Raw genomic sequence first — 18,425 nt, forward strand, 5'->3', positions numbered from 1 at the left:
GACTTTTTTCTTCGGAATATCATCATGAGTTTTAACGCAAAGGATATGACCCAGGGCGGTCAGATTGCGTCCATGCGTATCCGCATGTTCAGCCAGATCGCCAATATCATGCTTTACTGCCTGTTTATTTTTTTCTGGATACTCGTTGGTCTGGTTTTATGGGTAAAAATAAGCTGGCAGACGTTTGTGAACGGCTGTATTTACTGGTGGTGTACCACGCTGGAAGGCATGCGGGATTTAATCAAGTCCCAGCCGGTCTATGAGATCCAGTATTACGGCAAAACCTTCCGGATGAATGCTGCTCAGGTACTGCATGATAAATATATGATCTGGTGCGGAGAGCAGCTATGGTCCGCATTCGTTCTGGCCACAGTTGTGGCACTGGTTATTTGCCTGATTACCTTCTTTGTTGTCTCCTGGATTCTGGGGCGTCAGGGTAAACAACAGAGCGAAAATGAAGTCACAGGTGGTCGTCAGCTGACAGACAATCCGAAAGACGTTGCCCGGATGCTGAAAAAAGACGGCAAGGACTCCGATATACGGATTGGCGACCTGCCGATTATCCGGGATTCTGAAATCCAGAACTTCTGTCTGCACGGCACGGTCGGGGCCGGTAAGTCGGAAGTTATCCGTCGTCTGGCCAACTACGCCCGTCAGCGTGGAGATATGGTGGTGATTTATGACCGTTCAGGGGAATTTGTTAAAAGTTACTATGATCCCTCCATCGATAAAATCCTGAATCCGCTGGATGCCCGCTGTGCCGCCTGGGATTTGTGGAAGGAGTGCCTGACACAGCCGGATTTTGATAATACCGCGAACACGCTGATCCCGATGGGCACAAAAGAGGACCCGTTCTGGCAGGGTTCAGGACGTACCATTTTTGCGGAAGCGGCGTACCTGATGCGTAATGACCCCAACCGCAGCTACAGCAAACTGGTGGACACACTGCTTTCGATCAAAATCGAAAAACTGCGTACCTTCCTGCGTAATTCACCGGCGGCCAACCTGGTGGAAGAGAAAATTGAGAAAACGGCGATTTCCATCCGTGCTGTGCTGACCAACTACGTGAAAGCCATCCGTTATCTGCAGGGGATTGAGCATAACGGTGAGTCTTTTACCATCCGTGACTGGATGCGTGGTGTCCGGGAAGATCAGAAAAACGGCTGGCTGTTTATCTCGTCGAATGCCGACACCCATGCCTCCCTGAAGCCGGTGATCTCCATGTGGCTGTCCATTGCCATTCGTGGTCTGCTGGCAATGGGAGAAAACCGTAACCGTCGTGTGTGGTTTTTCTGTGATGAGCTACCCACGTTACACAAACTGCCGGACCTGGTGGAGATCCTGCCGGAAGCCCGTAAGTTCGGTGGCTGTTATGTATTTGGTATCCAGTCCTATGCCCAGCTGGAAGATATCTACGGTGAGAAAGCGGCTGCCACGCTGTTTGACGTCATGAACACCCGTGCCTTTTTCCGTTCTCCCAGCCATAAGATTGCAGAGTTCGCTGCCGGTGAGATTGGTGAGAAAGAGCACCTGAAAGCCAGCGAGCAGTATTCCTACGGTGCTGATCCGGTACGTGACGGGGTATCGACCGGTAAGGATATGGAGCGCCAGACGCTGGTCAGTTATTCCGACATTCAGTCTCTGCCGGATCTGACCTGTTATGTCACCCTGCCCGGACCGTATCCGGCAGTAAAACTCTCACTGAAATATCAGGCACGTCCGAAGGTTGCCCCTGAGTTTATTCCGCGTGACATCAACCCGGAAATGGAGAACCGCCTGAGCGCCGTACTTGCCGCAAGGGAAGCAGAAGGTCGTCAGATGGCCAGCCTCTTCGAACCGGATGTGCCGGAAGTTGTTTCCGGAGAAGACGTGACTCAGGCTGAACAGCCGCAACAGCCGCAACAGCCGCAACAGCCGCAACAGCCGCAACAGCCGCAACAGCCGCAACAGCCGCAACAGCCGCAACAGCCGGTGTCTCCTGCCATCAACGATAAGAAGTCAGATTCAGGTGTGAATGTTCCGGCAGGGGGGATCGAGCAGGAGCTGAAAATGAAACCGGAAGAAGAGATGGAACAGCAACTGCCACCCGGGATCAGTGAATCCGGTGAAGTGGTGGATATGGCCGCTTATGAGGCATGGCAACAGGAAAATCATCCGGACATCCAGCAGCAGATGCAGCGCCGTGAAGAGGTGAACATTAATGTGCACCGGGAGCGTGGGGAGGATGTTGAGCCGGGAGATGATTTCTGATGATGAGTATCGCGCAGGTCAGATCGGCCGGAAGTGCCGGTAACTATTATACCGACAAGGATAATTACTATGTACTGGGCAGCATGGGAGAACGCTGGGCCGGCAGGGGGGCTGAACAGCTGGGACTGCAGGGCAGTGTCGATAAGGATGTTTTTACCCGTCTTCTGGAGGGAAGGCTGCCGGACGGAGCGGATCTAAGCCGCATGCAGGATGGCAGTAATAAGCATCGTCCCGGCTACGACCTGACCTTCTCCGCCCCCAAAAGTGTCTCCATGATGGCCATGTTAGGTGGCGATAAGCGCCTGATTGATGCACATAACCAGGCCGTGGACTTTGCTGTTCGTCAGGTGGAGGCGCTGGCCTCCACACGGGTGATGACGGACGGACAGTCAGAAACGGTGCTGACCGGTAATCTGGTGATGGCACTGTTTAACCACGACACCAGTCGCGATCAGGAACCACAGTTACACACGCATGCGGTGGTGGCTAATGTCACGCAGCATAACGGCGAATGGAAGACACTGAGCAGTGACAAAGTGGGGAAAACGGGGTTCATTGAGAATGTGTACGCTAATCAGATTGCCTTTGGCAGGCTCTACCGGGAAAAACTGAAAGAGCAGGTTGAGGCGCTGGGCTATGAAACCGAAGTGGTGGGTAAGCACGGTATGTGGGAGATGCCGGGCGTACCGGTGGAGGCCTTTTCCGGACGCTCACAGGCAATCCGGGAGGCCGTCGGGGAAGATGCCTCGCTGAAATCCCGGGATGTGGCGGCACTGGATACGCGAAAATCCAAACAGCACGTCGATCCTGAAGTCAGAATGGCTGAATGGATGCAGACGCTGAAGGAAACCGGGTTCGACATCCGGGCATATCGTGACGCGGCGGATCAGCGTGCGGAGACCCGCACGCAGGCGCCCGGGGCTGTTTCACAGGAGGGGCCGGATGTGCAGCAGGCGGTGACACAGGCCATTGCCGGATTAAGTGAACGAAAAGTGCAGTTTACGTACACGGACGTGCTGGCCAGAACGGTCGGCATACTGCCGCCGGAAAATGGTGTGATTGAACGGGCACGCGCCGGTATCGATGAGGCCATCAGCCGTGAGCAGCTTATCCCCCTCGATCGTGAGAAGGGGCTGTTCACGTCCGGGATTCATGTGCTCGATGAGCTGTCAGTCCGGGCACTCAGTCGTGACATCATGAAACAGAACCGGGTGACCGTACATCCGGAGAAAAGTGTCCCCCGGACGGCCGGTTACAGCGATGCCGTCAGTGTTCTGGCACAGGATCGCCCGTCGCTGGCCATTGTGTCCGGGCAGGGCGGTGCAGCCGGGCAGCGTGAGCGGGTGGCTGAACTGGTCATGATGGCCCGGGAGCAGGGGCGGGAGGTGCAGATTATCGCTGCTGACCGTCGCTCGCAGATGAACCTGAAGCAGGATGAACGGCTGTCCGGTGAGCTGATAACCGGACGTCGTCAGCTGCTGGAAGGCATGGCCTTCACGCCGGGCAGTACTGTTATCGTTGACCAGGGCGAAAAACTCTCCCTGAAAGAGACGTTAACCCTGCTGGATGGTGCCGCACGTCATAACGTACAGGTCCTGATAACCGACAGCGGGCAGCGAACCGGTACAGGCAGTGCACTGATGGCCATGAAGGATGCCGGGGTGAACACATATCGCTGGCAGGGGGGAGAACAGCGGCTGGCAACCATCATCAGTGAACCGGACCGTAATGTCCGCTATGCCCGGCTGGCCGGGGATTTTGCGGCCAGCGTGAAAGCCGGAGAAGAGAGCGTGGCACAGGTCAGCGGGGTACGGGAACAGGCCATACTGACGCAGGCCATTCGCAGTGAGCTGAAAACACAGGGCGTGCTCGGACACCCGGAGGTAACCATGACCGCCCTGTCACCGGTCTGGCTGGACAGCCGGAGCCGTTATCTGCGGGATATGTACCGCCCGGGGATGGTGATGGAGCAGTGGAACCCGGAGACACGCAGTCATGACCGCTATGTTATCGACCGGGTGACGGCGCAGAGTCACAGCCTGACCCTGCGGGATGCGCAGGGCGAAACGCAGGTGGTGCGTATTTCCTCCCTGGACAGCAGCTGGTCGCTGTTCCGGCCGGAAAAAATGCCGGTGGCAGACGGCGAGCGTCTGAGGGTGACAGGGAAAATTCCCGGACTTCGCGTCTCCGGCGGTGACCGCCTGCAGGTGACATCCGTCAGTGAAGATGCGATGACGGTTGTTGTGCCGGGGCGGGCTGAACCGGCCTCCCTGCCTGTGAGCGACTCACCATTCACGGCACTGAAGCTGGAGAATGGCTGGGTGGAAACGCCCGGGCATTCCGTCAGTGACAGTGCGACGGTTTTTGCCTCCGTCACACAGATGGCAATGGACAATGCCACCCTGAACGGTCTGGCCCGCAGCGGTCGTGATGTCCGGCTGTATTCCTCACTGGATGAAACCCGTACTGCGGAAAAACTTGCCCGCCATCCCTCCTTTACGGTGGTTTCCGAGCAGATAAAGGCGCGTGCCGGTGAGACATCGCTGGAAACCGCTATCAGTCTGCAGAAAGCCGGGCTTCACACGCCGGCACAGCAGGCTATTCATCTGGCCCTTCCTGTGCTGGAAAGTAAAAACCTGGCCTTCAGCATGGTGGACCTGCTGACAGAGGCGAAGTCGTTTGCTGCAGAAGGAACCAGTTTTGTTGACCTGGGACGGGAAATCGATGCGCAGATAAAACGGGGCGATTTGCTGCATGTGGATGTGGCAAAAGGCTATGGCACAGACCTGCTGGTTTCCCGTGCGTCGTATGAGGCTGAAAAGAGCATTCTTCGCCATATTCTCGAAGGTAAGGAGGCGGTCACGCCGCTGATGGAGAGAGTACCTGGCGAACTCATGGAGAAACTGACATCAGGACAGCGTGCCGCCACCCGCATGATACTGGAAACGTCCGACCGTTTCACGGTGGTGCAGGGCTATGCCGGCGTGGGTAAGACCACACAGTTCCGGGCGGTGATGTCAGCCGTGAACATGCTGCCGGAGAGTGAGCGTCCCCGTGTCGTTGGGCTGGGGCCCACGCACCGTGCGGTCGGGGAGATGCGCAGCGCCGGCGTGGATGCACAGACACTGGCGTCATTTCTGCATGACACGCAGCTGCAGCAGCGCAGCGGAGAAACACCGGATTTCAGCAACACGCTGTTCCTGCTCGATGAGAGCTCAATGGTGGGCAATACCGACATGGCACGGGCATACGCCCTGATTGCGGCAGGTGGCGGTCGTGCTGTGGCCAGTGGTGACACGGACCAGCTGCAGGCCATTGCGCCCGGTCAGCCTTTCCGTCTCCAGCAGACGCGCAGTGCTGCCGATGTGGCCATCATGAAGGAGATTGTGCGTCAGACGCCGGAACTGCGGGAGGCGGTATACAGCCTGATTAACCGGGATGTGGAAAGGGCACTGTCCGGGCTTGAGAGTGTGAAACCGTCTCAGGTTCCCCGTCAGGAGAGCGCATGGGCACCGGAGCACTCCGTGACGGAGTTCAGTCACAGCCAGGAAGCGAAACTGGCAGAAGCGCAGCAGAAGGCGATGCTGAAAGGCGAGGCTTTTCCTGATGTCCCCATGACACTGTATGAAGCCATTGTCCGCGACTATACCGGCAGGACACCGGAAGCACGGGAGCAGACGCTGATTGTCACGCACCTGAATGAGGACCGGCGCGTACTGAACAGCATGATTCATGATGCACGGGAAAAGGCCGGTGAGCTGGGGAAAGAGCAGGTCATGGTGCCTGTCCTGAACACAGCGAATATACGCGACGGAGAGCTGCGTCGTCTCTCCACCTGGGAGACACATCGGGACGCACTTGCCCTGGTGGATAATGTGTATCACCGGATTGCCGGTATCAGCAAGGATGACGGGCTGATAACCCTGCAGGATGCGGAAGGTAACACGCGGCTGATTTCGCCCCGGGAGGCGGTGGCTGAAGGCGTCACACTGTACACTCCGGACACCATCCGGGTGGGGACCGGTGACCGGATGCGCTTCACGAAGAGTGACCGGGAGCGTGGTTATGTGGCCAACAGCGTCTGGACGGTGACAGCGGTTTCCGGTGACAGTGTCACGCTGTCGGACGGACAGCAGACCCGGGTGATTCGCCCCGGCCAGGAGCGGGCAGAGCAACATATTGACCTGGCCTATGCCATCACTGCCCACGGTGCACAGGGGGCAAGTGAAACCTTTGCCATTGCGCTTGAAGGCACGGAAGGTAACCGGAAACAGATGGCCGGCTTTGAGTCAGCCTACGTGGCCCTGTCGCGTATGAAGCAGCATGTGCAGGTGTACACCGATAACCGTCAGGGCTGGACGGATGCCATCAACAATGCCGTACAGAAAGGAACTGCCCACGATGTGTTTGAGCCGAAACCGGACCGGGAGGTCATGAATGCAGAGCGGCTGTTCAGTACGGCGCGGGAGCTGCGGGACGTGGCGGCAGGCCGAGCCGTTCTTCGTCAGGCGGGGCTGGCCGGGGGAGACAGTCCTGCACGGTTTATTGCTCCGGGACGTAAATATCCACAACCGTATGTGGCACTGCCGGCGTTTGACCGTAACGGCAAGTCTGCCGGTATCTGGCTGAACCCGCTGACCTCGGATGACGGAAACGGGCTGCGGGGATTCAGTGGTGAAGGCCGTGTGAAGGGCAGCGGGGATGCGCAGTTCGTGGCCCTGCAGGGCAGCCGTAACGGAGAAAGCCTGCTGGCTGATAATATGCAGGATGGTGTCCGGATTGCCCGTGATAATCCTGACAGTGGTGTGGTGGTAAGAATCGCCGGTGAAGGCCGTCCGTGGAATCCCGGTGCCATAACCGGTGGCCGCGTGTGGGGGGATATCCCGGACAACAGCGTCCAGCCGGGAGCCGGAAATGGCGAACCGGTCACGGCAGAGGTGCTGGCACAGCGGCAGGCTGAAGAGGCCATCCGCCGTGAAACGGAACGCCGTGCAGATGAAATTGTCCGTAAAATGGCAGAGAACAAACCTGACCTGCCGGATGGCAAAACAGAGCTGGCTGTCAGGGAAATTGCCGGGCAGGAGCGTGACCGGGCTGCCATAACTGAACGGGAAGCTGCGCTGCCGGAGAGTGTGCTGCGTGAATCACAACGGGAGCGGGAAGCTGTCCGGGAGGTTGCCCGGGAAAATCTGCTGCAGGAGCGACTGCAGCAGATGGAGCGGGATATGGTTCGTGACCTGCAGAAAGAGAAAACCCTGGGCGGAGACTGATACAGGAAGATAAACGCTGATGACAACGGATAACACGAACACGACACGTAACGATTCACTGGCTGCCCGGACCGATACCTGGTTGCAGTCGTTGCTGGTCTGGTCACCCGGACAGCGGGATATCATCAAAACGGTGGCACTGGTGCTGATGGTACTGGACCACGCAAACCGCATTCTGCATCTGGATCAGACGTGGATGTTTCTGGCCGGGCGTGGAGCCTTTCCGTTGTTTGCCCTGGTGTGGGGGCTGAATCTGTCCCGCCATGCGCATATCAGGCAACCGGCCATTAACCGGCTGTGGGGCTGGGCGGTGATTGCCCAGTTCGCATATTATCTGGCCGGCTTTCCCTGGTATGAGGGGAATATCCTGTTTGCCTTTGCAGTGGCGGCACAGGTGCTGACATGGTGTGAAACGCGCAGCCTGTGGCGTACTGCAGCGGCCATTCTCATGATGGCACTGTGGGGGCCTTTGTCCGGCACCAGTTACGGCATTGCCGGGCTGCTGATGCTGGCAGTCAGCCACCGGCTGTACCGGGCGGAAGACAGAACGGAACGTCTGGCGCTGGTTGCATGCCTGCTGGCCGTGATTCCGGCGCTTAACCTTGCTACCAGTGATGCGGCGGCTGTAGCCGGCCTTGTGATGACGGTGCTGACCGTTGGTCTGGTGTCCTGTGCAGGGAAATCATTACCCCGTTTCTGGCCCGGAGATTTTTTCCCGACGTTCTATGCCTGTCATCTGGCTGTGCTGGGCGTTCTGGCGCTGTAACGGGTGTGGTATCTTTGACCGTAACAGGATGATTCGTCAGAGGCAGAACACAGCATGACAGAGCAGAAGCGACCGGTACTGACACTGAAGCGGAAAACAGAAGGAGAGACGCCTGTCCGCAGCCGGAAAACCATCATCAATGTCACCACGCCACCAAAATGGAAGGTGAAAAAGCAGAAGCTGGCGGAGAAAGCGGCCCGGGAAGCTGAGCTGGCGGCAAAAAAAGCGCAGGCCAGACAGGCACTGTCCATTTATCTGAACCTGCCCACGCTGGATGAGGCCGTGAATACCCTGAAGCCCTGGTGGCCGGGATTATTTGACGGTGACACCCCCCGGCTTCTGGCCTGCGGTATCCGGGACGTGTTACTGGAAGACGTGGCGCAGCGGAATATCCCGCTCTCGCATAAAAAACTGCGCAGGGCGCTGAAGGCCATCACCCGTTCAGAAAGCTATCTGTGTGCCATGAAAGCCGGTGCCTGCCGGTATGACACGGAAGGGTATGTGACGGAGCATATTTCTCAGGAGGAGGAAGCGTATGCGGCAGGGCGTCTGGAGAAAATTCGCCGCCAGAACCGGACAAAGGCAGAACTTCAGGCCGTGCTTGATGGGAAATAAAAAAAGCCTCCCCGGAAACCGGGGAGGCTGAAACAATAAGGCTTAAAAGGAAATAACTTCCGTACCCGAAAGGAAGCCAGTCCACTGAATTATTTACCACAATAATACTGACGACTAAAAGGGAGGAGCAGAAAAATGAATGGATTCAGAAACAGTTCACGGAACGGTCAGGTCTGGCGTTACCAGCGTGCCGGCGGGCGGGCCGTTATTCTGGAGGTCAGTGGACGCTGGATGGAAGCGGCAGAAGCATGGCGACGGGCTGCCTGCATAGCTCCCCGGACAGACTGGCAACAGTTTGCCCGGAAAAGGGCTGAACACTGCCACCGGCGCTGCCGGGGAAGGGTGTAACGAAAAAAGCAGCCTTCATTACACCAGAAGTCAGAAGGCTGAAAGGAGTTTATGAGATTTGCTTTTTTTAATATCCGGTCGGGCAGTATGACCGGACAGTTCTGAGTAGCACAGAGTTTTTTCCGTATTAAGTCGTGATTTTATATTTTGTGATTTATTTCACAAAATAAGGTGTTATTCATTGTGTGCTGCAATATTCAGGATGCCTGAAATACAGGTGCCATTTATCTGATATGGAGAATAACATGATGAAATATATTCCACTGGTATTATTTATCTTTTCATGGCCGGTATTGTCTGCAGATATTCATGGACGGGTTGTTCGTGTACTGGACGGTGATACCATCGAGGTCATGGACTCACGGAAGGCGGTGCGGATCAGGCTGGTAAATATTGATGCACCGGAAAAGAAACAGGATTATGGCCGGTGGTCAACAGACATGATGAAATCACTGGTCGCAGGAAAAACGGTTACCGTCACATATTTTCAGCGAGATCGTTATGGTCGTATTCTCGGGCAGGTTTATGCACCAGACGGAATGAATATTAATCAGTTTATGGTTCGGGCCGGGGCTGCCTGGGTATATGAGCAGTACAACACAGATCCCGTGCTGCCTGTCCTTCAGAACGAAGCCAGACAACAAAAACGTGGGCTCTGGTCAGATGCTGATCCGGTTCCCCCCTGGATATGGAGGCACCGTAAATAAAGCGATGGCAATCCTATCATTCATTTGTTCTCAGCGGGAATAAAAATGGCAAAAACAAAACAGGAATGGCTGTATCAGTTACGGCGATGTTCATCAGTCAATACGCTGGAAAAAATTATTCATAAAAACAGAGACAGTTTATCAAACAGTGAACGTGAGTCATTTAATTCAGCAGCAGACCACTGGTTGGCGGAGTTAATCACCGGAAAGTTATATGACAGGATACCAAAAGAGATATGGAAATATGTAAGGTAATAATTCATCAATAATTAATTGCCAGGAGCAGATAAATAATGAAGTTGATTATTTTTATTCTCATTGTTCTGATTATTGCAGCGTTACTTATCCGGATTATCCTCAGAAGTGTAAATCAGCATTCTCCTTTGCTGATGCAGTTGCATGCGGCAGGTATACGGACCGGTGATGCAGAGCGAATACTGTCCAGCGGTGAATACTGGCAACGTCAGAAGACGCTGCTGACAGAAAGGGAAGTCAGTTTTATGAAAGGACTGTTCAGAATTGTGGATATGAAACGGTGGTATCTGTGTCCGCAGGTACGGGTCGCGGATATCGTCCAGCTGAACGGGAATATCCGGCCACGATCACGCCAGTGGTGGCAGTTATTCAGGATGGTGTCTCAGTGGCATGTTGATGTGGTTATCGTTGAGCGGCGTTCGTTCAGTATTGTTGCAGCAGTAGAGCTGGATGATGCCAGCCATTTACGACCGGAACGCAGACGCCGGGATATTCTTCTGGAAGAGGTTCTGAGGCAGGCTGGTATTCCGTTGCTCAGAAGCCACGATACCAGAAAACTGCTGCAGATGACCGGAGAATGGCTGAATACAACAGGGGCTGATCAGCTGTCACCGGAACATCGTAGCTGACGCCTTCGCGTTGCTCAGTTGTCCAACCCCGGAAACGGGAAAAAGCAAGTTTTCCCCGCTCCCGGCGTTTCCATAACTGAAAACCTACTATTTCACAGTTTAAATCACATTAAACGACAGTAATCCCCGTTGATTTGTGCGCCAACACAGATCTTCGTCACAATTCTCAAGTCGCTGATTTCAAAAAACTGTAGTATCCTCTGCGAAACGATCCCTGTTTGAGTATTGAGGAGGCGAGATGTCGCAGACAGAAAATGCAGTGACTTCCTCATTGAGTCAAAAGCGGTTTGTGCGCAGAGGTAAGCCTATGACTGACTCTGAGAAACAAATGGCCGCTGTTGCAAGAAAACGTCTTACACACAAAGAGATAAAAGTTTTTGTCAAAAATCCTCTGAAAGATCTCATGGTTGAGTACTGCGAGAGAGAGGGGATAACACAGGCTCAGTTCGTTGAGAAAATCATCAAAGATGAACTGCAGAGACTGGATATACTAAAGTAAAGACTTTACTTTGTGGCGTAGCATGCTAGATTACTGATCGTTTAAGGAATTTTATGGCTGGCCACGCCATAAGGTGGCAGGGAACTGGTTCTGATGTGGATTTACAGGAGCCAGAAAAGTGAAAACCCCGATAATCTTCTTTAACTTTGGCGAGTGAGAAAGATTATCGGGGCTAACAAGAAACTGCATAGAAGCTGTTGCTCTATTGCTCCCTTTTTTTATTTATCTGCGCTTCGTAGCGATATTTCACCGCCCATCCAGGGTTTAATTATCCCATCCTGTTCAAGCAATAATGCACCTTGGTTATCTATCCCGCGCGAAATCCCAAATATTTCTTTATCACCAATGATAAGTTTCACTGGGCGATTAATAAAATTATCCAGTTTTTCCCAACGAGCCAAATAAGGAGTAAGTCCTTCTTGCTCGAAGAGTTCCAGCGCCGCCCGTAATTCACGTATAAGCGTGGCTGCCAGAGTATTACGATCCAGATTGATCCCCGCTTCTTGCAAGGTGATCCATCCCTGATTAACGACACTCTCTTCGACTCGACGCATGGCCATGTTGATCCCGGCACCGATGACAATTTGTGCCGCATCGCCGGTTTTGCCCGTCAGTTCAACGAGAATACCCGCCAGCTTGCGATCCTGCAGATAGAGGTCGTTTGGCCATTTAACACGAACTTTATCAGCTCCCAGCGTGCGTAGTACTTCCGCCATCACGATACCGATAACCAGGCTTAAACCAATCGCCGCAGCAGGGCCTTGCTCCAGACGCCAGAACATTGATAAATATAAGTTTGCGCCAAAAGGAGAAAACCATTTCCGCCCACGGCGACCACGACCCGCTTGCTGATATTCTGCGACACAGGCATCGCCCGATTTAAGCTCTCCTATACGGTCAAGGAGGTACTGGTTCGTAGAATCAATCACCGGTAACACTGCAACATTACCACCATCCAGGTGACTCAATATCTGTTCGGCATTAAGTAACTGGATTGGTTCAGGCAGGCTGTATCCTTTGCCCGGAACGGTAAATACATCAACACCCCAGTCACGCAGTGTCTGAATGTGTTTATTAATAGCCGCCCGACTCATTCCCAACGTTTCACCCAGTTGCTCGCCGGAGTGAAATTCGCCGTTCGCTAACAGGGCGATCAATTTCAGTGGAACAGTATTATCCTTCATGAAATTGTCTCCACTGCGCTCACTTCACCTGATGCACCAATAAAGCGGACTTCGGGTTCAAGCCAGACGTTAAATCTTTCACCGACTTTCTGCCTTACGTGATGTGCCAGTTGTACGACGTCTTCACTTTTCGCATTGCCTTCATTAATAAGAACTAGCGCCTGTTGACGATGTACCGCAGCCCCGCCAATCTGTGCCCCTTTTAGCTGACACTGATCGATGAGCCAGCCAGCAGCCAGTTTTACTGAACCATCCGCCTGGAGGTAATTAGGTGCCGTTGGAAATTGTGCCAGTAACGCTTTAGCCATTTCGACTGAAACAACAGGATTTTTGAAGAAACTACCGGCATTACCGTTCACTTTTGGATCGGGAAGTTTTGTAGTTCTCATATGACACACCGCATCAAATACTTGCTGTGGTGTCACCGTTGAAGGCTCCAGACGAGTTAAGTCACCATAGGTCAGTACAGGTTGCCACTCTTTTGGCAGGCGCAGACCTACGGCTACAATGGCGAAGCGATCCTGATATTCATGCTTAAAAATACTGTCACGATAACCAAAACGACACTCTTTAGCTGTTAAGCGCACTTGCTTGCCTGTCGTCAGTTCAACGCAGTCAACATAATCGCAAACTCGCTGTAATTCTACGCCATAAGCACCAATATTCTGGATAGGCGATGAGCCGACACAGCCCGGAATTAATGCCAGATTTTCCAGACCGGGCATACCTTGCTGCAAAGTGTATTTCACCAGATGATGCCAGTTTTCTCCCGCCCCAACATGTAAATACCAAGCATCAGGCGTATCGTTAATTTCAATACCTTTGATCCGGTTGATAATCACCGTTCCGCAGTAATCTTCCAGGAAAAGTACGTTACTTCCTTCACCCAGAATAAGAACTGGCTGTCCTTCTGCGGTTGCATGCTGCCAGGCATTGAGTAGTTGTTTTTCGTCTTCCACGCATACAATGTGCTTCGCATTGCGATCAATGCCGAAGGTGTTCCAGGGTTTTAAGGAGTGGTTCATAGCTGCTTTCCTGATGCAAAAACGTGGCTAGTTTACCGTATCTGCGGGGGGATGGCTTGTAGATATAACGACAGGAAGAGTTTTCCAACAACAATTGTCGGTTGCTTAGAACTGCGATTCTTCGGTAGAGCCGGTCAGTGCGGTAACCGACGATGTGCCACCCTGAATAATGGTCGTCACTTTATCGAAATAACCCGTACCCACTTCCTGCTGGTGAGAAACGAAGGTGTAGCCATCTTTCGCAGCAGCAAATTCCGGCTGCTGCACTTTCTCAACATAATGCTTCATCCCCTCGCCCTGCGCATAGGCGTTTGCCAGGTCGAACATGTTGAACCACATGCTGTGGATACCCGCCAGGGTGATAAACTGGAATTTGTAACCCATATCCGACAATTGCTGCTGGAAGCTGGCAATAGTTTTGTCGTCGAGATTTTTCTGCCAGTTGAACGACGGCGAGCAGTTGTAGGCTAACAGCTTGCCTGGATATTTCGCATGAATAGCGTCGGCAAAACGGCGCGCCAGTTCCAGATCTGGCGTAGAGGTTTCACACCAAACCAGGTCAGCATACGGCGCATAAGCCAGGCCACGGCTGATAGCTTGTTCAATGCCCGCATGGGTACGGAAGAAACCTTCATTAGTGCGTTCACCAGTGATGAATTCGCTGTCGTACGGATCGCAATCGGAGGTGATCAGATCCGCCGCATCGGCATCGGTACGAGCAACCAACAGGGTCGGAACTCCTGTAACATCCGCAGCCAGACGCGCCGCGACCAGTTTCTGGATCGCTTCCTGGGTTGGCACCAGCACTTTACCGCCCATGTGACCGCATTTTTTCACTGACGCCAACTGATCTTCGAAGTGAACTGCCGCTGCACCGGCTTCAATCATCGCTTTCATCAGCTCAAAAGCATTCAGGACACCACCAAAACCGGCTTCAGCATCGGCAACGATCGGCAGGAAATAATCAACATAACGCGGATCGCCCGGCTCAATACCTGCGGACCACTGGATCTGATCAGCTCGACGGAAGGTGTTATTGATCCGCTCCACTACCGCTGGCACTGAATTTGCCGGATAAAGTGACTGGTCCGGATACATGCTGGCCGCCAGGTTAGCATCCGCCGCTACCTGCCAGCCAGACAGGTAAACCGCTTCAATACCCGCTTTCGCCTGTTGCAGCGCCTGACCGCCAGTCAGTGCGCCGAGGCTGTTGATATAGCCTTTTTTCGATTCACCGTGCAGCAGTCGCCACATTTTTGCCGCGCCCAGTTGTGCCAGCGTGCATTCCGGATTGACCGAGCCGCGTAATTTCACCACGTCCTCCGCGCTGTATGGGCGGGTAATACCTTCCCAGCGCGGTTGAGTCCACTCTTTCTGTAATTCTTCAATTTGTTGTGTACGGGTTTTCATGTGCAGATGCTCCATAGTTATGTGGTGGTTTACGCTAACAGGCGGTAGCCTGGCAGGGTCAGGAAATCAATTAACTCATCGGAAGTGGTGATCTGTTCCATCAGGCGAGCAGCATCATCGAAGCGCCCACTATTGAAACGTTGTTCGCCCAATTCATGGGCAATCTCTTTCATCTCTTCAGCCAACATCTGGCGGAACAGTGCTTTGGTCACCGGTTTGCCATTGCTCAACGTTTTTTGATGGTGGATCCATTGCCAGATAGAGGTGCGGGAAATCTCTGCCGTTGCTGCGTCTTCCATCAGACCATAAATCGGCACACAGCCGTTGCCGGAGATCCATGCTTCGATGTACTGCACGGCCACACGAATATTGGCGCGCATGCCTTCTTCGGTACGCTCACCGTCACAAGGAGCCAGCAGTTGTTCGGCAGTAACCGGTGCATCTTGCTCGCGCAGGACTTCTAACTGGTTTTTACGAGAGCCGAGGATGTCGTTAAATACCGCCATTGCGGTATCAGCAAGGCCTGGATGGGCGATCCACGTACCATCGTGACCGTTGTTGGCTTCTAGTGCTTTATCCGCTTTTACCTTGTTGAGCACCTGATTATTGCGCTCTTCATCTTTACTCGGGATAAAGGCCGCCATGCCGCCCATCGCGAATGCACCGCGTTTATGGCAGGTTTTAATCAGCAGACGTGAATAGGCACTGAGGAACGGTTTATCCATTGTCACTGCCTGGCGATCTGGCAGGACGCGATCGGGATAGTTTTTTAATGTTTTGATATAGCTAAAGATGTAATCCCAGCGACCGCAGTTCAGACCGACAATATGGTCGCGCAGTGCGTGAAGGATTTCATCCATCTGGAATACAGCAGGCAAGGTTTCAATGAGTAACGTTGCCTTGATGGTGCCGCGCGGCAGGTTAAAGCGACCTTCTGCGTAAGTGAAGACTTCGCTCCACCATGCAGCTTCCTGCCAGGACTGAGTTTTTGGCAGATAAAAATAAGGACCACTGCCCTTTGCCAGCAGCGCCTGGTAGTTGTGGAAGAAGTAGAGAGCAAAATCAAACAGGCTGCCAGGGATTGCTTCACCACGCCAGGTAACATGTTTTTCCGGCAAGTGCAGGCCGCGTACCCGACAAATCAAAACCGCCGGATTGGGCTTGAGTTGATAAATTTTACCTGCTTCGTTGGTGTAACTGATGGTGCCGTTAACCGCATCGCGCAGGTTAATTTGCCCGTCGATCACTTTGTTCCAGTCCGGGGCCAGTGAATCCTCGAAGTCAGCCATGAAGACTTTCACATTAGCGTTTAGCGCGTTAATCACCATCTTGCGCTCAACGGGTCCGGTTATCTCTACCCGGCGATCTTGTAAGTCCGCAGGAATTCCGCGAATCTTCCAATTACTTTCTCGAATGGAAGTTGTTTCCGAAATAAAATCAGGCAACGTCCCGTTATCGATATCCTGCTGTTGCTGAATGCGCGCTGCCAGAAGTTTATTGCGTTGTGGCGTAAAATGCGTCACCAGCTCAGTCAGAAATTCTACCGCTTCGGCGGTGAGAACTTGCTTCTCCTGCTCGCCATACGGCCTTATGAAAGCCAGTTCATCGGTTGTTGTTGCCTGTTGAGTCATCGTGCAGCTCCTCGTCATGGATCCGAATACTTCCCCACTGTGAACGAAGGATCGTTGTGCGCTTTTCGTTCAGCACAACTAAGACTACTCATTTAAAATGCAAAATCAAAAACAATTTCCATTTTTAATTTAATTATCAATTAACTTATTGATAACAATAATAATAAAATTAATTCACTTGATGAGTGACGTTTCAGAAATAAAAAAGGCACCCGAAGGTGCCTGATGTAATGTGCTGAATCGCTTAACGATCGATCGCCGCAGAAGATTAATCCAGCGTTGGATTCATGTGGCGTAGATCGTATGGCGTAATCTGGTAGACGTAATAGTTGAGCCAGTTGGTAAACAGCAAATTACCGTGACTACGCCAGCTCGCACACGGTTTGTTTTGCGGATCGTTATGCGGGAAATAGTTATACGGTACATCCGGAGTTAGTCCGGCTTCTACATCGCGGAAATATTCCTGCGCCAGTGTTTGCGCATCGTATTCGGGATGGCCCGTCACAAAGGCAATGCGCTTGTCTTTGCTGGCAAACAAATACGCATCCCCTTCTTCTGTCTCTGCCAGAATCTCCAGATCGGTGTAATCACGAATCAACGCTGCCGGAAAGTCTGCATATCGCGAATGCGGTGCCAGAAATGAATCATCAAATCCACGCGTCAGAAGCGCATGAGGATGGAGAATGTGGTGCTCGTATACACCCGAAAGTTTGTCGGTGCGGGTTTGCTTGGGTATACCGTAGAGAATATTAAGCGCGGCCTGAACCGCCCAACAGACAAATAATGTCGAGGTGACGTGATCTCTCGACCACTCCAATACCTGTTTGATCTGCGGCCAGTAAGCGACGTCATTAAACTCCACCAGACCCAGCGGCGCTCCAGTTACAATCAGACCATCAAAGTTCTGTTCCTGTATATCTTCAAAGTTGCAGTAGAAGTTGTTCAGATGCTCTGCAGGCGTGTTGCGCGACTCGCGAGAATCGATGCGCAACAACTGAATATCGACCTGCAAAGGAGAGTTTGAAAGCAGGCGTAAAAACTGATTTTCAGTTTCGATCTTCTTCGGCATCAGGTTAAGGATAAGCACCTTTAGCGGACGAATTTCCTGACCAGACGCGCGCGAAGTTGTCATCACAAAGACGTTTTCTTCACGCAAGAAATTGACGGCGGGTAGCTCGTCCGGCACACGAATCGGCATAACCTGATTACCTCACTACATACGTTCAAACGTTTAGACATCCAGATAGCTGAAGATAACCAGAAAATTCGCCAATGTCGAGCCTGCATGTTCAAGGTGAGAAAGTTTCAAGAAAAAGGCTGAGTTAGAATATAAGCATGAATAAAAGGAGTGGAAATGGTTATTAGAATTCGCCGTTCACGGCATGAGGAAGGGGAAAAACTGGTTTCGATCTGGGGTCGTTCTGTCGATGCTACCCACCATTTTTTGTCTGCAGACTATCGGGTCGAACTGGAAGAGCTGGTGAGTTCGTTTCTGCCAGAAGCACCGCTGTGGGTTGCGGTTAATGAGCGGGATCAACCGATTGGGTTTATGTTGCTAAGCGGGCAGCATATGGATGCGCTATTTGTCGATTCTGATGCGCGCGGGTATGGCGTAGGTCGACTACAGGTGGAACATGCGCTCTCGATGGCCACGGAACTGACAACCAACGTTAATGAGCAAAATGAGCAAGCAGTAGGATTCTATAAGAAGATGGGATTTAAAGTTACCGGGCGTTCGGAAGTCGACGAGCTGGGGAAACCGTATCCGCTACTGAATCTGGCGTATGTGGGGGAATAATGCGCTGCTGACCCCTACCGTAACCCTGCGCAGGACAG

The 18,425-nt window shown here is 52.9% G+C and carries 15 protein-coding genes; 10 read left to right on the forward strand and 5 right to left on the reverse strand.

The window, feature by feature from the left end:
- Nucleotides 1–24: 24 nt before the first annotated feature.
- From traD to ESM_RS01000000125400, 9 genes are all read left to right on the forward strand, one after another.
- Nucleotides 25–2,250 (forward strand): type IV conjugative transfer system coupling protein TraD, encoded by a 2,226-nt coding sequence (traD, locus tag ESM_RS0119880; RefSeq protein ID WP_000009363.1) that lies wholly within the window; start codon nucleotides 25–27, stop codon nucleotides 2,248–2,250.
- Nucleotides 2,250–7,520 (forward strand): conjugative transfer relaxase/helicase TraI, encoded by a 5,271-nt coding sequence (traI, locus tag ESM_RS0119885; RefSeq protein WP_000986976.1) that lies wholly within the window; start codon nucleotides 2,250–2,252, stop codon nucleotides 7,518–7,520. Before traD ends, traI begins: the two co-directional genes overlap by 1 nt.
- A 19-nt stretch (nucleotides 7,521–7,539) precedes the next feature.
- Nucleotides 7,540–8,286, forward strand: coding sequence for a conjugal transfer pilus acetylase TraX (traX, locus tag ESM_RS0119890; protein WP_000205754.1), 747 nt, complete (start codon nucleotides 7,540–7,542; stop codon nucleotides 8,284–8,286).
- A 54-nt stretch (nucleotides 8,287–8,340) separates the two neighbouring features.
- Entirely contained in the window at nucleotides 8,341–8,901 is a 561-nt protein-coding gene (locus tag ESM_RS0119895; protein ID WP_000139344.1) for a fertility inhibition protein FinO, read from the forward strand.
- Nucleotides 8,902–9,036: 135 nt separating this feature from the next.
- On the forward strand, nucleotides 9,037–9,249 hold the full coding sequence (locus ESM_RS01000000125390) for an ANR family transcriptional regulator (protein ID WP_001299730.1): 213 nt from the start codon (nucleotides 9,037–9,039) through the stop codon (nucleotides 9,247–9,249).
- Nucleotides 9,250–9,494: 245 nt separating this feature from the next.
- Nucleotides 9,495–9,956, forward strand: coding sequence for a thermonuclease family protein (locus ESM_RS0119900; protein ID WP_000978818.1), 462 nt, complete (start codon nucleotides 9,495–9,497; stop codon nucleotides 9,954–9,956).
- A 45-nt stretch (nucleotides 9,957–10,001) separates the two neighbouring features.
- On the forward strand, nucleotides 10,002–10,211 hold the full coding sequence (hha, locus tag ESM_RS01000000125395; RefSeq protein WP_021573170.1) for a hemolysin expression modulator Hha: 210 nt from the start codon (nucleotides 10,002–10,004) through the stop codon (nucleotides 10,209–10,211).
- A gap of 38 nt (nucleotides 10,212–10,249) precedes the next feature.
- A complete protein-coding gene (locus tag ESM_RS0119910) occupies nucleotides 10,250–10,840 on the forward strand; it encodes a DUF2726 domain-containing protein (RefSeq protein ID WP_000766819.1) in 591 nt (196 codons plus the stop codon).
- A gap of 238 nt (nucleotides 10,841–11,078) precedes the next feature.
- A complete protein-coding gene (locus ESM_RS01000000125400; protein ID WP_000083819.1) occupies nucleotides 11,079–11,339 on the forward strand; it encodes a replication regulatory protein RepA in 261 nt (86 codons plus the stop codon).
- Nucleotides 11,340–11,557: 218 nt separating this feature from the next.
- On the opposite strand, the gene birA is transcribed toward ESM_RS01000000125400, so the two are convergent.
- The 5 genes from birA to metA form a co-directional block, all read right to left on the reverse strand.
- Nucleotides 11,558–12,523 carry a bifunctional biotin--[acetyl-CoA-carboxylase] ligase/biotin operon repressor BirA gene (gene birA, locus ESM_RS0119920; RefSeq protein WP_000654622.1) on the reverse strand — a complete coding sequence of 322 codons (966 nt, stop codon included), beginning with the start codon at nucleotides 12,521–12,523 and terminating at the stop codon, nucleotides 11,558–11,560.
- Complete coding sequence (gene murB / locus ESM_RS0119925; RefSeq protein ID WP_001016702.1) at nucleotides 12,520–13,548, reverse strand: UDP-N-acetylmuramate dehydrogenase; 1,029 nt, start codon at nucleotides 13,546–13,548, stop codon at nucleotides 12,520–12,522. The genes birA and murB overlap by 4 nt, the downstream gene beginning before the upstream one ends.
- A gap of 105 nt (nucleotides 13,549–13,653) precedes the next feature.
- Nucleotides 13,654–14,958, reverse strand: a complete 1,305-nt coding sequence (gene aceA, locus ESM_RS0119930) for an isocitrate lyase (protein ID WP_000857846.1) — start codon at nucleotides 14,956–14,958, stop codon at nucleotides 13,654–13,656.
- Between the two features lie 29 nt (nucleotides 14,959–14,987).
- A complete protein-coding gene (gene aceB, locus ESM_RS0119935; protein WP_000193602.1) occupies nucleotides 14,988–16,589 on the reverse strand; it encodes a malate synthase A in 1,602 nt (533 codons plus the stop codon).
- A gap of 268 nt (nucleotides 16,590–16,857) precedes the next feature.
- Nucleotides 16,858–17,787, reverse strand: a complete 930-nt coding sequence (gene metA, locus ESM_RS0119940; RefSeq protein ID WP_001122799.1) for a homoserine O-acetyltransferase MetA — start codon at nucleotides 17,785–17,787, stop codon at nucleotides 16,858–16,860.
- Nucleotides 17,788–17,943: 156 nt separating this feature from the next.
- On the opposite strand from metA, the gene ESM_RS0119945 reads away from it, so the two are divergent.
- Entirely contained in the window at nucleotides 17,944–18,387 is a 444-nt protein-coding gene (locus tag ESM_RS0119945; protein WP_000236743.1) for an acetyltransferase, read from the forward strand.
- Nucleotides 18,388–18,425 lie beyond the last annotated feature (38 nt).

It is taken from the genome of Escherichia sp. TW09308 (assembly GCF_000208565.1).
Taxonomy (GTDB): Bacteria; Pseudomonadota; Gammaproteobacteria; order Enterobacterales; family Enterobacteriaceae; genus Escherichia; species Escherichia marmotae.

Excerpts from the sequence above, each read along its gene's own strand:
- birA (WP_000654622.1), bottom strand. The coding sequence starts at position 12,523 with ATGAAGGATAATACTGTTCCACTGAAATTGATCGCCCTGTTAGCGAAC.
- ESM_RS0119910 (WP_000766819.1), top strand. The coding sequence starts at position 10,250 with ATGAAGTTGATTATTTTTATTCTCATTGTTCTGATTATTGCAGCGTTA.
- hha (WP_021573170.1), top strand. The coding sequence starts at position 10,002 with ATGGCAAAAACAAAACAGGAATGGCTGTATCAGTTACGGCGATGTTCA.
- ESM_RS0119945 (WP_000236743.1), top strand. The coding sequence starts at position 17,944 with ATGGTTATTAGAATTCGCCGTTCACGGCATGAGGAAGGGGAAAAACTG.
- aceA (WP_000857846.1), bottom strand. The coding sequence starts at position 14,958 with ATGAAAACCCGTACACAACAAATTGAAGAATTACAGAAAGAGTGGACT.
- ESM_RS0119900 (WP_000978818.1), top strand. The coding sequence starts at position 9,495 with ATGATGAAATATATTCCACTGGTATTATTTATCTTTTCATGGCCGGTA.
- aceB (WP_000193602.1), bottom strand. The coding sequence starts at position 16,589 with ATGACTCAACAGGCAACAACAACCGATGAACTGGCTTTCATAAGGCCG.
- traD (WP_000009363.1), top strand. The coding sequence starts at position 25 with ATGAGTTTTAACGCAAAGGATATGACCCAGGGCGGTCAGATTGCGTCC.
- traI (WP_000986976.1), top strand. The coding sequence starts at position 2,250 with ATGATGAGTATCGCGCAGGTCAGATCGGCCGGAAGTGCCGGTAACTAT.
- ESM_RS01000000125400 (WP_000083819.1), top strand. The coding sequence starts at position 11,079 with ATGTCGCAGACAGAAAATGCAGTGACTTCCTCATTGAGTCAAAAGCGG.
- murB (WP_001016702.1), bottom strand. The coding sequence starts at position 13,548 with ATGAACCACTCCTTAAAACCCTGGAACACCTTCGGCATTGATCGCAAT.
- metA (WP_001122799.1), bottom strand. The coding sequence starts at position 17,787 with ATGCCGATTCGTGTGCCGGACGAGCTACCCGCCGTCAATTTCTTGCGT.
- ESM_RS01000000125390 (WP_001299730.1), top strand. The coding sequence starts at position 9,037 with ATGAATGGATTCAGAAACAGTTCACGGAACGGTCAGGTCTGGCGTTAC.
- traX (WP_000205754.1), top strand. The coding sequence starts at position 7,540 with ATGACAACGGATAACACGAACACGACACGTAACGATTCACTGGCTGCC.
- ESM_RS0119895 (WP_000139344.1), top strand. The coding sequence starts at position 8,341 with ATGACAGAGCAGAAGCGACCGGTACTGACACTGAAGCGGAAAACAGAA.